Origin of the sequence: Winogradskyella immobilis, assembly GCF_021887715.1 — a bacterium.
Lineage (GTDB): Bacteria > Bacteroidota > Bacteroidia > Flavobacteriales > Flavobacteriaceae > Winogradskyella > Winogradskyella immobilis.
The window spans coordinates 1-13,236 of sequence record NZ_JAIQXX010000001.1; the positions used below are offsets into that span (position 1 = coordinate 1).

Below are 13,236 nucleotides of genomic sequence, written 5' to 3' on the forward strand. Positions count from 1 at the left end.
AAAAAAAAAAAATAGAGCCAACAAAAAAATGTAAGAAAAATTTGAAATTTTTCGAAAAAATTTTTAATTACGGAAAAACCGTAATTCATTGATTGTTAAAGTATAAAATTTAACATTTTGTAATTTTGTTAAATTAGCTTTTTAAATATTTTATAGCTTAAATTTTTACAGAGATAACAATTTTTTTCAGATATTTGTAAAACACTATGACACCTTTCTGGGCAGATATAAAACTTCACCTTCATTTCCTTATAAAGCGAGATCCTGAAGAATGAGTATGCATCTTTATCATTTTTGCCTCTCGGCTATGTTCGAATAAACTTAAACAGCAACCTCTATATTAAATAGAAATAAAGATTTTTGCTCAACCAGATAAATCAACGGCAATTTATACTCAACTTAAATATAACAATAAAGGATAAAGTAAATTTAATTCTTATAGCTACCTCTATTTTTAAACTGTTTTTCAACTATAGCATTAAATTCCTCTTCTATAATATATCTCCCATCTTTGGGCGATACAGTTGCTACAGAATTTGTTTTTAGAAATTCTATTTTTTTTAATGTTGTTAAAGTTCCGTTATTTTCTAATTGAAGAACCAGACCTGGTAACCCTCCATAACCGTCAGGACCGTATGGAAGTTTTATGCCTGGTGTATACCAAGCAGATACTTTTATGGAGTGCTTGCCTTCAGAATTTTCAATAATACGAGTAGTGGTTGCTTTGTAACATACGTAATCGTTTATTTTAAGGGTATCGTTAGTTAATGTCCATTTTATATGATCTTTTGTAATTAAATAAGTATGCCCAGAAAATTCTTTTTTATGAATAGATGTTTTTGAATTTCTGTTAAAATAAATTATACCATCAAAACCTGCTATAGCATCCGTATAAGAATTTACAACAAGATCACCTGATTTGTTTGGTGAATTTACTAGTTTATATGATGCATATGTTTTATTAAATGATAATTGATACTCTTGAGTCTCAAGTTGTTTTATTGCTTGTTTCATATAATCATTAGTAGTGTCATCATTCTCAGTAAGTAATTGTTTTTGATAATAAGCATAACCATTTTGAGAATAGACAGTGTTAAAAGCGAGGATACTAATAAGAATAAGAAAGCCTGTATTTAATTTCATAAAATGTTTTTTGAAACTCTAAGTTATAGATATTGCAATACAATAGTTTAAATTTTAACATTTTGCATCAATTATTTTTGCCAATTCATAAAGAAATCCCCAACTTTGTAACACTATGATTGCATTCTGGGCAGATTTAAAACTTCATCTTCATTTCCTTATAAAGCGAAATCCAGAATAGCTTTGCTATACTGAATCTGCCTGTGTTGTCCCGATAGCTATCGGGATTGTTTCAGTATTTCAGTATCTCTCAATATATCTATTAAAATGGAAATCTCTTTATTTTCAGTATTTTAGTATAAATTAATTAAATGTCACTTTAATCGTGTCTGTGCCAACAACCAAGTGCAGTCGAAGAATAATTTCGTAAAACAGATCAACGATTAAACAGTTTAACAACTAAACATTAAAACAATGCCATTTTATCATAAATTAGGTGAAATTCCACCAAAACGACATACACAATTTAAAAAACCAGACGGTAGTTTTTATTACGAGCAACTCTTTGGTACTATTGGTTTTGATGGTATGTCTACGAATAGCTATCATGAGCAACGTCCTACACAGGTTAAGGAGATAAAAAATCAATATAGCGTAGCGCCCAAAATTGCAAAAGCTAACAACATGCAATCTTATCGTTTGCATGGGTTTAAAGTACAACCAGAAAACGATTATTTACAGAGTAGAAAAATAGTGTTATCTAATACCGATTGTAATATTATATTATCGGCGCCAAAATCTTCAACCGAAGACTATTTTTATAAAAATACTGATGCTGACGAGCTTATTTTTATACATAAAGGTTCGGGAAAACTGAGAACACACCTCGGAAATCTCAATTTTAAATATGGAGATTATTTGGTTGTACCTAGAGGCATTATTTATAAGCTCGATTTTGATACGGAAGATAATCGTTTATTCATTGTAGAATCGTACAGACCAATTTATACACCAAAACGTTATCGCAATTGGTTTGGTCAGTTGTTGGAACACTCTCCTTATTGTGAGCGCGATTTACGCCGACCACAAGAATTAGAAACATATAATGAATCTGGGGATTTTTTAATTAAAATTAAAAAACAAGATGAGATTTTTGATATGGTTTATGCCTCGCACCCGTTTGATGTTGTGGGTTACGACGGTTACAATTATCCATATGCGTTTTCAATCCATGATTTCGAACCTATTACAGGTCGCGTACATCAACCGCCGCCAGTACATCAAACCTTTGAAACAGATGCCTTTGTAATCTGTAGTTTTGTGCCACGTTTATACGATTATCATCCAAAAGCAGTTCCTGCTCCATATAACCATAGTAATATAGATAGTGATGAGGTGTTGTATTATGTCGATGGAGATTTTATGAGTAGAAATGATATTGATGCCGGTCATATTTCATTGCATCCAGCAGGAATTCCTCATGGTCCGCATCCAGGAGCCATGGAACGAAGTATAGGTAAAGTTAAAACCAATGAACTAGCTGTTATGGTAGATACATTTAGGCCATTAAAGGTAACAGAAGAAGCCTTAAAAATAGCGGATAGTGATTATTATAAATCGTGGTTAGAATAATATTTCAAAAGAGAAACAAGAGATTAGAGAAGAGAAAATGAAACCGACATATTAGAAATAATTATTTTTTACCATCAAAGGTTACATGTGACAATTGAAAAATAATAAAAGTGAACACATGAAAAGACATAATTATAAGAATCTTAAAATTTGGAAACTAGGAATTGAGATTGTAGACGATGTATTTAAAATCACGAATGGTTTTCCGAATGAAGAAAAGTTTGGATTAATATCTCAGATTAATCGATGCTCTGTGTCAATTCCAAGTAATATTGCAGAAGGATCGTCAAGAACCGATAAATCATTTTCACATTTTATTGATATTTCTCTAGGTTCATCATTTGAATTAGAAACGCAATTAATTATAGCAAATAAAAGAAATTATATAACAAAAGAACAATTACAAATAATTGGAGAGAAAATAACAGAATTTCAAAAAATGGCGATGAGTTTTCAAAATAAACTATAAGCTATCTTGTATCTGTTTTCTATCTTCTCTATTCTATAAAAATATGAGTAAACAAGTAAAATCAGTAGACTACGGATTAGAAAAAATATTCGAAGGAGCTCAAGATTTCTTACCGCTTTTAGGTACAGATTATGTTGAGTTCTATGTCGGTAATGCAAAGCAATCTGCTCACTTTTATAAAACCGCTTTCGGATTTCAATCTTACGCATATAGAGGCCTAGAAACGGGCTCTAAAGATGAGGTAAGTTATGTGTTAAAGCAAGACAAAATCCGAATCGTATTAACAACACCGCTAAATAGTACATCTCCAATAAACGATCATATTGTTAAACATGGAGATGGAGTAAAAGTGGTAGCGCTTTGGGTCGAAGATGCAAAAAAAGCGTATGAAGAAACTACAAAACGTGGAGCAAAATCATATATGGCACCTGTTGTAGAATCTGATGAGTATGGTGAAGTCGTAAGAGCTGGTATTTATACCTATGGAGAAACGGTGCATATGTTTGTAGAGCGCAAAAATTATAAAGGTATTTTTCTGCCAGGTTTTGTAGAGTGGAAAAGCGATTATAACCCAGAACCTGTAGGTCTTAAATATATCGATCATATGGTAGGTAATGTTGGTTGGGGAGAAATGAATCAATGGGTAGATTGGTATGAGAAAGTTATGGGGTTTGTTAATTTCTTGTCCTTCGATGATAAACAAATTCATACCGAATATTCGGCTTTAATGAGTAAAGTAATGAGTAATGGTAATGGACGTATAAAATTTCCTATAAATGAACCTGCCAAAGCGGCAAAACGATCGCAAATAGAAGAATATCTTGATTTTTATGAAGGACCAGGAGTACAACATTTAGCCGTGGCAACCGATGATATTATTAAAACCGTAGCACAACTTAAGGCAAGAGGTGTTGAGTTTTTACCGCCACCGCCACAAGCGTATTATGATGAAATACCAGGGCGTTTAGGAGCACATAGAGATATGATGAAAGAAGATATTAAAACACTCCAAAAACTATCGATTTTAGTAGATGCTGATGAAGAAGGTTATTTATTACAAATCTTTACAAAACCAGTAGAAGATCGACCAACTCTATTTTTTGAAATTATTCAACGTATGGGTGCCAAAGGTTTCGGTGCAGGTAACTTTAAAGCCTTATTTGAATCCATAGAACGTGAACAACAAAAACGAGGAACATTATAAATTAATTATAAAATCACCATCATAATTTGATGGTGATTTTTCTTTTAATACTTTTGGAATAGTAATTGCAAATATATCTATAGAACAATAAAACAGTGATATAAAAGTTACATTTGCAATACTATAATATTATGAAAAAGCCCCTGTTTATACTTATTACTATTTTTAGCTTTCAAGTTAGTTTAGCTCAAAACAATTCTGCGTTTCAGGACGGAGAATGGTTTAAATTTAAAATGAGTTATAGTGGTTGGTTAAAAGCAGGTAATGCTACGCTAACGGTTAACGAGACTCGTCTTGATGAGAGAGACGTTTACCATGTTGTAGGGAAAGGATGGACAACTGGTGCTATAAAATGGTTTTTTAAGGTAGAAGACCTTTATGAAAGCTATTTCGATAAAAACTCTAATTTGCCTTATAAGTTTATTAGAAAAATTGATGAAGGCGGACACACCAAAGATATTGAGATTGTTTTTAATCAAGAAACTAGAGAAGCAAAAGTCAATAATAAAAAACGAAAAAAAGTATCTACAATAGCAACCAAAGCTAATGTTCAAGATATGGTTTCTGCATTTTATTATTTGAGAAATAATTACGAAACGGATAAGATAGAAGTAGGAGATGAGGTAAAACTCAATATGTTTTTTGATGAAGAAAACTATTTGTTTAGACTCAAATTTTTAGGAAGGGAAACTATAAAAACAAAATTTGGACGTATAGAAACATTAAAATTTAGACCTTATGTTTTGGCAGGTAGAGTTTTTAAAGAACAAGAAAGTTTAACATTATGGGTAAGTGCAGATGAAAATAAAATTCCACTTAAAGTAAAAGCCGATTTAGCTGTTGGTTCACTAAGAGCCGACTTAGAAGCATTTAAAGGATTAAAGCATTCATTTAAGATAGTGGTAAAAAATTAAAACATTTATTTTAATATAAATAGATAAACAAAAACATGTCAGACCAACCAAAATATGATGACATCATTAAAGCACTTCAAGAGAAGTACATAAAAATAGATCAAGATACTGATGACCATTTATACGGTTTACTATATAGTAAGCCTATAACCTATTGGGATTATATTCAACCAGATGCCTTATTAAATTTACAAATACAACGTACTACATTACCAGATGAGATGGTATTTATCTGTTACCATCAAATTAACGAGTTAATTTTTAAGATGATTCTTTGGGAAATTAGTCAGGTTGCAGAAAAAGAAGAGTTAACGGTCACGTTTTTTGAAAGTAAAATAATGCGTATATCGCGCTATTTCGATATGTTAACAACCTCTTTTAATATTATGCGAGAAGGTATGGAGGTAGAACAGTATATGAAATTTAGGTATACATTAACACCAGCAAGTGGTTTTCAAAGTGCACAATATCGTTTAATTGAATTTGCATCTACAGAATTGATTAATCTTATAGATTATAGGTTTAGAGAAAATATCAATAGAGATACTCCATTTACGCATGCCTTTGAGCATTTGTATTGGCAAGCAGCAGGAAAAGATCATAAAACAGGAAAAAAATCAACACTTTTAGTTAATTTTGAAGATAGGTACAAAGGGGATTTTTTAAAGTTCATGGAAACCTACAATACTAAAAATTTATGGACGCGTTTTAAAGAATTACCTGAAGAAGATCAAAAAGATGCAGATTTAGTAAAGTCCATGCGTCATTACGATTATACAGTAAATGTAACCTGGGTAATGGCACATTACAATGCGGCTAAACATTATATAGAAAGTGGCATAGGTGATGGTGAAGCTACAGGAGGAAGCGATTGGAAAAAATACATGCATCCTAAGTATCAAAAACGTATTTTCTTTCCAGATTTATGGACAAAAGAAGAATTAAATAATTGGGGAAATAATATATAAATACTGCTAATGCGAATAGAAAAATTAATAGCACTTGTATTAATAACATTAAGCCTAAGCGCTTGTAAAAGTGATAAAGCTAATGAAGAAGAAATTCAGATTGCTGCGATAGAACAAATCAAAGAACAAAAAGAATTTGGATTTAACTTAAATGATTATACCGTTAAAAGAGATACAATAAAACAAGGAGACAGCTTTGGGGAGATTTTAGAAAGAAATAGAATCGGTTATCCCAAAATTTTTCAAATCGCTGAAAAAACAAAAGATTCATTCGATATAAGAAAATTACAAGCAGGCAAACCTTATACATTGTTATGCTCTAAAGACAGTCTTCAAGAACCAAAATGTTTTATATATCAACCTAACAAAGAAGAGTATGTAGTTATAAATTTTCAAGATTCTATTCATGCTTATACCGAAAAGAAACCCATTACCTATGTAGAACGCACAGCGTCTGGTGTTATTCCTCAAGGAAGTGGTATTTCTTTAGTTTTAGAAGAGAAAGGCTTAAGTCAGCAACTTGCATTTAAAATGGCAGACGAAATTTATGCATGGACTATAGATTTTAACCGTTTGCAACCAGGAGATCGATTTAAAGTCATATACACTGATAAGTATATTGATGACAGCGTATATGTTGGAGTTGATAATATTAAGGCTGCTTATTTTGAACATAATAAAGAACCGATTTACGCTTTTCAATTTGAAACAGATAGTATTAACGGAATTATAGACTATTTTAATGATGAAGCTAAGAACCTAAGACGTGCATTTTTAAAATCGCCTTTAAAGTTTGGTAGACTTTCTTCAAGGTATAATTTAAAGCGAAGAATTGCGCATTACGGCTATAGAGTTAAAGCACATAGAGGTACCGATTTTGCGGCACCAAATGGCACGCCTATAATGGCAACAGCTAATGGTACAGTTACAAAATCATCGTATACAAGAGGTAATGGTAAGTATGTCAAAATTAGGCATAATGCAACCTATGAAACTCAGTATTTGCATATGTCTACGAGAAAAGTAAAAGTTGGTGATTTTGTGAAACAAGGTGATATTATAGGTTTAGTGGGTAATACAGGAAGCTCAGCAGGTAATCATGTTTGTTATCGTTTTTGGAAAAATGGAATACAAGTAGATCCGTTTAAGCAGAAATTACCAGAAGCAAAACCAATTTCAGAAACACTAAAGGCAAAATTTTTAGATTATAAAGTTGCTGTTAAATTACAATTAGATGCTGTTTCTTTTGATGAAGGTATAATTACAGAACCAAATCTTGAAACCGAAATAACTCCAGAGATACAATAATGGCCTTAAAATCAACCAATCCTAAAACCACAGAAGCCTGGCTAAAATTACAATCTCATTTTTTAGAAATAAAAGACATACACCTTAAAGAATTATTTAAAAATGATCCGGGTAGAGCTGATGATTTTACAATTAAGTGGGAGGATTTTTATGTAGATTTTTCTAAAAATAGAATGACTTCTAAAACTTTAGATTTATTACTCAATTTAGCCAATGAGTTAGATTTAAAAGATGCTATTTCAAAATATTTCAATGGGGATATTATTAATAAAACGGAAGGAAGAGCAGTTTTACATACGGCATTAAGAGCAAAAGACGATACAGAGGTATTTGTAGATGGTGAAAATGTAATACCAGAAGTATATAATGTTAGGCATAAAATAAAAATGTTTACTGATGCTGTAGTTAGCGGAGAACATAAAGGTTTTACAGGGCAAGACATAACGGATGTTGTAAATATTGGCATTGGAGGTTCAGATCTTGGGCCAGCTATGGTCGTTGATGCATTACAATATTATAAGAACCATTTAAACACACACTTTGTTAGTAATGTAGACGGAGATCATTATCAAGAGGTTGTAAAACAATTAAATCCAGAGACTACACTTTTTGTCATTGTTTCTAAGACATTTACAACGCAAGAAACCTTATCTAATGCAAACTCTATAAGGTCTTGGTTTTTAAAAGCAATGCCAGAAGAAGCCATATCTAATCATTTTGTTGCAGTATCTACAAATATTGAAAGTGTAAAAGCATTTGGTATAGATGAAGTAAATATCTTTCCAATGAAAGATTGGGTAGGAGGTCGTTTTTCATTATGGAGCGCTGTTGGTTTGTCTATTAGTTTAGCAGTAGGAAATTCAAATTTTGAAGCTTTATTAAATGGAGCTCAAAGTATGGATAATCATTTTAAGACCGAAGATTTCAATAAAAACATTCCTGTAATAGCAGCACTATTAACGATTTGGTATAATAATTTTTTCAATGCAGAAAGTGAAGCTATAATTCCATATACACAATACCTCAATCAGTTTGCAACCTATTTGCAACAAGGAATTATGGAAAGTAATGGCAAGAGCATAGATAGACAAGGAAACAGAGTTAATTATGAAACAGGAACCTTAATTTGGGGTGAACCTGGCACAAATTCGCAACATGCTTTTTTTCAATTAATTCATCAAGGCACTAAGTTAATTCCTGCAGATTTTATAGGGTATAAAAAATCATTGCATGGCAATAAAGATCATCATGATAAATTGATGTCCAATTATTTTGCACAAACCGAAGCATTAATGAATGGTAAAACCGAAAAAGAGGTTCTTTTAGAGCTTACAAAGGACAATTTGGCTCAAGAAGTTATTAACAACCTTTTGCCATTCAAAATCTTTGAAGGCAATAAACCAACTACATCTATACTTATAGATCAATTAACTCCTAAAAGCTTAGGTAAATTAATTGCTATGTACGAGCATAAAATATTTGTACAAGGCATTATTTGGAACATATTCAGCTATGATCAATTTGGTGTTGAGCTAGGAAAACAACTCGCAAAAACTATTTTAGAAGAACTTTCTAGTGATAAAAGCCAAACTAAGCATGATACTTCAACCCAAAACCTTGTTAATTTTTATAAAGATTAGCATTTTTTTGTTAAAAAGTTTTAGATATATGTAATAAATATTATAAAATCATATTGATTTTATAATTAAATTAGTGTGTTAAATTTATTAACATTTAGTTAATATTATAACAAACATGAGTCGTAATTTTACGGCATTATTAAAACAATCAACTTTAAAACAAATGAAAAAAATTAATCAATTTTTAGTATTGACGGTTGCACTATTATTTGCAACTATGTCATTTGCACAAGGTGTTACGACCTCGTCATTAGGAGGGAAAATAACAGATGATGCAGGTGAGCCATTACCAGGTGCCACAGTAGTTGCAGTCCATGTTCAAACAGGGACTAAGTATGGTGCAGCTACAGGTGATGATGGGTTTTACAGAATCTCAAACATGAGATCTGGCGGACCGTACAAAATAACGATATCTTACGTAGGGTTTAAAGACTATGTTCAAGAAAACGTGTTTTTACAATTAGGGCAATCAGAAAGGATAAGTACAGCTCTTTCTGAGTCAGCTACAGCGTTAGATGAAATATTAATAGTTGGTTCATCTAATGATGCTTTTGATACTAATAAAACAGGTGCCAGTACTAAAATTACCAGAAAGCAAGTTGAAGCACTTCCAAACCTATCTAGAGGTATAGCAGATTTTGCTAGATTAACACCACAGGCTCAGGTTATAGACGATAATGAAATATCTATAGCAGGTCAGAATAATAGATTTAATTCCTTCTATGTTGATGGTACTATTAATAATGATGTTTTTGGTTTAGCAGGTTCAGGTACTAATGGAGGTCAGACAGGTGTTAATCCTATAAGTATTGATGCAATTGAATCGTTTCAAGTTAGTGTAGCCCCATACGATGTTAAAATTGGAGGTTTTGCAGGTGGAGCAATTAATGCCGTTACACGTTCAGGAACAAATGATTGGTCAGGTACGACATATTATCTTTTGAGAAATGAAGATTTAGCAGGTAGAACACCTGGAGATGTAGATGACAGGGAGAGATTAGCAGATTTTACAGCGCAGACTTATGGTGTTAGTGTTGGTGGCCCAATTATAAAAGATAAATTATTCTTTTTCCTAAATTATGAAGGACAGGATGATGAAACACCACAACCATTTGATGAAAGTACGTTTAATGGTACACCAGGAGCAGTAGACACGGTTAGAAATTTCCTTTTTAACAATTTTGGTTACGAAACAGGTGTAACTAACAGTACTAACTCATTAGAGAGTGATAAATTTTTCTTGAGATTAGATTATAACATTAATGATAAAAACAAATTATCTTTAAGAAATAACTACATTGATGCTTTACAAACAAGCACTGGTCGTTCATCGACAGGAACTATAAATTTTGCCAATTCAGGAAGAATTTTCGAATCAAAAACGAATACAACAACTTTTGAGTGGAGTTATAGTGGAAAAAACACCGCAAATAATTTAATCTTGGGATATACAAATGTTAGAGATGATAGAAATGTCCTTGGTGATCCATTTCCAACAATTGAAATTAGAGATGATAATGGAACACGAATTTTTGCTGGGTCAGAACCTTTTTCTACGGCTAACAAATTAGATACAGATACATTCACGTTGACTAATAACTTTGAAATTTATTCAGGAAGACACACAATTACATTAGGGACACACAATGAATATACAGATGTCGCTAATACATTCTTTGGAAGAAATTTTGGAGAATATACATATAACAGTCTGGAGGACTTTTTAAATGATGATGCTAACGAGTATAGAATTGGATATTCGCTTATTGGAGGTGTAGGAGATAACTCTCAAGGTATAGCTGAGTTTGATGTATTTCAATTAGGACTTTATGTGCAAGATGAGGTGCAATTTTCAGATGATTTTAAGTTAACAGCAGGTTTGCGCTTTGATGTGCCTTTCTGGTCTGATGGTAGAGAGAATACAGATTTCAATACAAGAACCGTAGGTTTATTAGAAGCTTCAGGTAGAGATTTACAAGGTGCACGCGTAGGACAAGGACCAGACAATACCGTTCATGTTTCTCCAAGATTAGGATTTAATTGGGATGTTAACGGAGAAAATAAAACTCAAATCCGTGGTGGTTTAGGTATTTTTACTTCAAGAATTCCATTAGTATGGCCTGGAGGTGCATTTAATAATACAGGAACTACAGTGGGTGCATTTAGAACATTTGATGATGCATTGATACCTGATTTTAACCCAGATGTTAATACGCAACAAAGACCAAACGATCCTTTCCAAGGAAATGTAGATTTATTAGCTGAAGATTTGCGTTTACCACAAGTATTTAAATATAGTATAGCTGTAGATCAAAAAATTTGGGGTGGTATAACACTTTCAGGTGAAATTATTTTCAATGAAAGTATTCATGCGGTAAATTTTCAAAACCTTAACCTTGGCAACTCTACATTCTCTACAACTGGAGCAGGAGGTAGACAAAACTTTGGGTTTAGTGATGGTAATTTAATAGATGATACTTATGAAGGTATTTTCTTAGTCTCTAATACTTCTGCAGGAGACTCATGGAATGCTAATTTTTCTGCAACTAAAAATTTCAACTCATCTTTTATAGATGCTAATATTAGCGCCACATTTTCTTACGGAGAGTCAGATGTTTTATTTGACGGGACATCATCTCAAATTATTTCTAACTGGGCATTTAACGAAAGTGTCAATGGTTCAAATAACTTACCTATTTCAACCTCTGATTTTGATCCTGGAAGTAGAGTCATTAGTAATGCTGTTGTTGATTTTAAATGGACGCCGAATATAAAAACTAGGTTAGGATTGTTTTATGAAGGTAGAGAAGGGAGACCATTTTCTTATGTAATTGGTGGAAGAGGATCTGAAGACTTAATTGATGATACAGGCGAAGGGTTTTTAGCTTTACCATTTGTTCCTTCATCTTTTGAAGAAGCTAATTTAATAGATGATGGAGATTTTACAGCAGCACAGCAATGGGAGGCTTTAAACGCTTTTATTTCTAGTGATGAGCATTTAAGAGAAAGAAGAGGACAGTTTGCTGAGCGCAATGGATCTAGAAGTGATTGGAGTCATATTATAGATTTAAAGTTTGAGCAAGAGTTTTCATTAAATATTAATAATAAAAAACATACATTAGCATTTACTGCAGATATTTTTAACTTCACTAACTTCTTAAATGAAGATTGGGGTAGACGTTTCTTTACAGGTGGATTTGATACCGCTACATTATTAAATTTTGAAGGTTTTGCAGCAGACGGTACAACACCTCAGTTTACATATAATGACAGAGTAGCTAGTACAATAAATCAAATTGATGATGCAGGTTTACAATCATCAAGATGGCAAATGCAGTTTGGAGTTAGATATTCTTTCTAGATTTTAACTACTAATTAAAGTGTAATTAAAAAAGCGCAATCATTATGATTGCGCTTTTTACTTTTCAGGTAAAAACTAGTTTTAATCTTTCCACTCTAAACTTTCCATAATTTGTCTAATATCATTTTTTAAATAAATAGCAGCCGGATATATAGAATCATAATTTGGTTTTGCATAGAAATATAAAGAACCACTTAAAAAGTGATTTATACTATCTGTAACGTAGAACTGAGATTGAGAGGCTGCATTACCTCCTACTTCATAAAACATGCCGTAAACGCTCTTGTTTGGGTTTTCATAAAGGTTACTTTGTATCTCATCGGCTTTGGTAGTATGCTTTTGAGTTAAGTTTTGAGCATCTCTTAGTAAACTATCCAAATTATTAGCTTTTACCTTTCTGTAAGTTAAATAGATAGTCCCTTTTAAATCGGGATACTCAATATTAATACCATAAGATTCTCCATTGTTTTCTTTTTTTATAGATGCTACAGGTTTTGCTTTATTGTTTTGATCATAAGAAAAAGGTAAAGGAAGATTGATTTTTTTATATTTAGGCCTTGAATATTCTAACCTTAAGAAGCCTTTAGGTTTAGGTAATGGATCATTTCCGCAACCGATAAGAAATAAAGAGAATAATGGAATTATAATACGTTTCAT

General features: G+C 32.0%; 10 protein-coding genes. 8 read left to right on the plus strand and 2 right to left on the minus strand.

Going from position 1 to position 13,236, the window contains the following annotated elements; translation table 11 throughout:
* Window positions 1–429: 429 nt before the first annotated feature.
* Entirely contained in the window at window positions 430–1,143 is a 714-nt protein-coding gene (locus tag K8Z87_RS00005) for a GLPGLI family protein (protein WP_227475374.1), read from the minus strand.
* A 414-nt stretch (window positions 1,144–1,557) separates the two neighbouring features.
* Here K8Z87_RS00005 and K8Z87_RS00010 point away from each other — a divergent pair, with 414 nt between their 5' ends.
* The 8 genes from K8Z87_RS00010 (at window position 1,558) to K8Z87_RS00045 (ending at window position 12,579) form a co-directional block, all read left to right on the plus strand.
* A complete protein-coding gene (locus K8Z87_RS00010; protein ID WP_227475375.1) occupies window positions 1,558–2,715 on the plus strand; it encodes a homogentisate 1,2-dioxygenase in 1,158 nt (385 codons plus the stop codon).
* A 118-nt stretch (window positions 2,716–2,833) separates the two neighbouring features.
* Window positions 2,834–3,184, plus strand: coding sequence for a four helix bundle protein (locus K8Z87_RS00015; protein WP_227475376.1), 351 nt, complete (start codon window positions 2,834–2,836; stop codon window positions 3,182–3,184).
* 43 nt (window positions 3,185–3,227) lie between these two features.
* Complete coding sequence (hppD, locus tag K8Z87_RS00020; protein WP_227475377.1) at window positions 3,228–4,388, plus strand: 4-hydroxyphenylpyruvate dioxygenase; 1,161 nt, start codon at window positions 3,228–3,230, stop codon at window positions 4,386–4,388.
* 131 nt (window positions 4,389–4,519) lie between these two features.
* Entirely contained in the window at window positions 4,520–5,302 is a 783-nt protein-coding gene (locus K8Z87_RS00025; protein ID WP_227475378.1) for a DUF3108 domain-containing protein, read from the plus strand.
* A gap of 35 nt (window positions 5,303–5,337) precedes the next feature.
* Entirely contained in the window at window positions 5,338–6,270 is a 933-nt protein-coding gene (locus tag K8Z87_RS00030; protein ID WP_227475379.1) for a tryptophan 2,3-dioxygenase family protein, read from the plus strand.
* Between the two features lie 9 nt (window positions 6,271–6,279).
* Window positions 6,280–7,578 (plus strand): M23 family metallopeptidase, encoded by a 1,299-nt coding sequence (locus tag K8Z87_RS00035; protein WP_227475380.1) that lies wholly within the window; start codon window positions 6,280–6,282, stop codon window positions 7,576–7,578.
* Window positions 7,578–9,218 carry a glucose-6-phosphate isomerase gene (pgi, locus tag K8Z87_RS00040; RefSeq protein WP_227475381.1) on the plus strand — a complete coding sequence of 547 codons (1,641 nt, stop codon included), beginning with the start codon at window positions 7,578–7,580 and terminating at the stop codon, window positions 9,216–9,218. The genes K8Z87_RS00035 and pgi overlap by 1 nt, the downstream gene beginning before the upstream one ends.
* A 163-nt stretch (window positions 9,219–9,381) precedes the next feature.
* Window positions 9,382–12,579, plus strand: coding sequence for a TonB-dependent receptor (locus K8Z87_RS00045; RefSeq protein ID WP_227475382.1), 3,198 nt, complete (start codon window positions 9,382–9,384; stop codon window positions 12,577–12,579).
* Window positions 12,580–12,660: 81 nt separating this feature from the next.
* Here the strand turns inward: K8Z87_RS00045 and gldD are convergent, their stop codons facing one another.
* Window positions 12,661–13,236, minus strand: coding sequence for a gliding motility lipoprotein GldD (gene gldD, locus K8Z87_RS00050; protein ID WP_227475383.1), 576 nt, complete (start codon window positions 13,234–13,236; stop codon window positions 12,661–12,663).

Bases quoted from the DNA above. Each gene is read 5' to 3' on its own strand.
- K8Z87_RS00005 (WP_227475374.1), bottom strand. From the start codon at position 1,143: ATGAAATTAAATACAGGCTTTCTTATTCTTATTAGTATCCTCGCTTTT.
- K8Z87_RS00010 (WP_227475375.1), top strand. From the start codon at position 1,558: ATGCCATTTTATCATAAATTAGGTGAAATTCCACCAAAACGACATACA.
- K8Z87_RS00015 (WP_227475376.1), top strand. From the start codon at position 2,834: ATGAAAAGACATAATTATAAGAATCTTAAAATTTGGAAACTAGGAATT.
- hppD (WP_227475377.1), top strand. From the start codon at position 3,228: ATGAGTAAACAAGTAAAATCAGTAGACTACGGATTAGAAAAAATATTC.
- K8Z87_RS00025 (WP_227475378.1), top strand. From the start codon at position 4,520: ATGAAAAAGCCCCTGTTTATACTTATTACTATTTTTAGCTTTCAAGTT.
- K8Z87_RS00030 (WP_227475379.1), top strand. From the start codon at position 5,338: ATGTCAGACCAACCAAAATATGATGACATCATTAAAGCACTTCAAGAG.
- K8Z87_RS00035 (WP_227475380.1), top strand. From the start codon at position 6,280: ATGCGAATAGAAAAATTAATAGCACTTGTATTAATAACATTAAGCCTA.
- pgi (WP_227475381.1), top strand. From the start codon at position 7,578: ATGGCCTTAAAATCAACCAATCCTAAAACCACAGAAGCCTGGCTAAAA.
- K8Z87_RS00045 (WP_227475382.1), top strand. From the start codon at position 9,382: ATGAAAAAAATTAATCAATTTTTAGTATTGACGGTTGCACTATTATTT.
- gldD (WP_227475383.1), bottom strand. From the start codon at position 13,236: ATGAAACGTATTATAATTCCATTATTCTCTTTATTTCTTATCGGTTGC.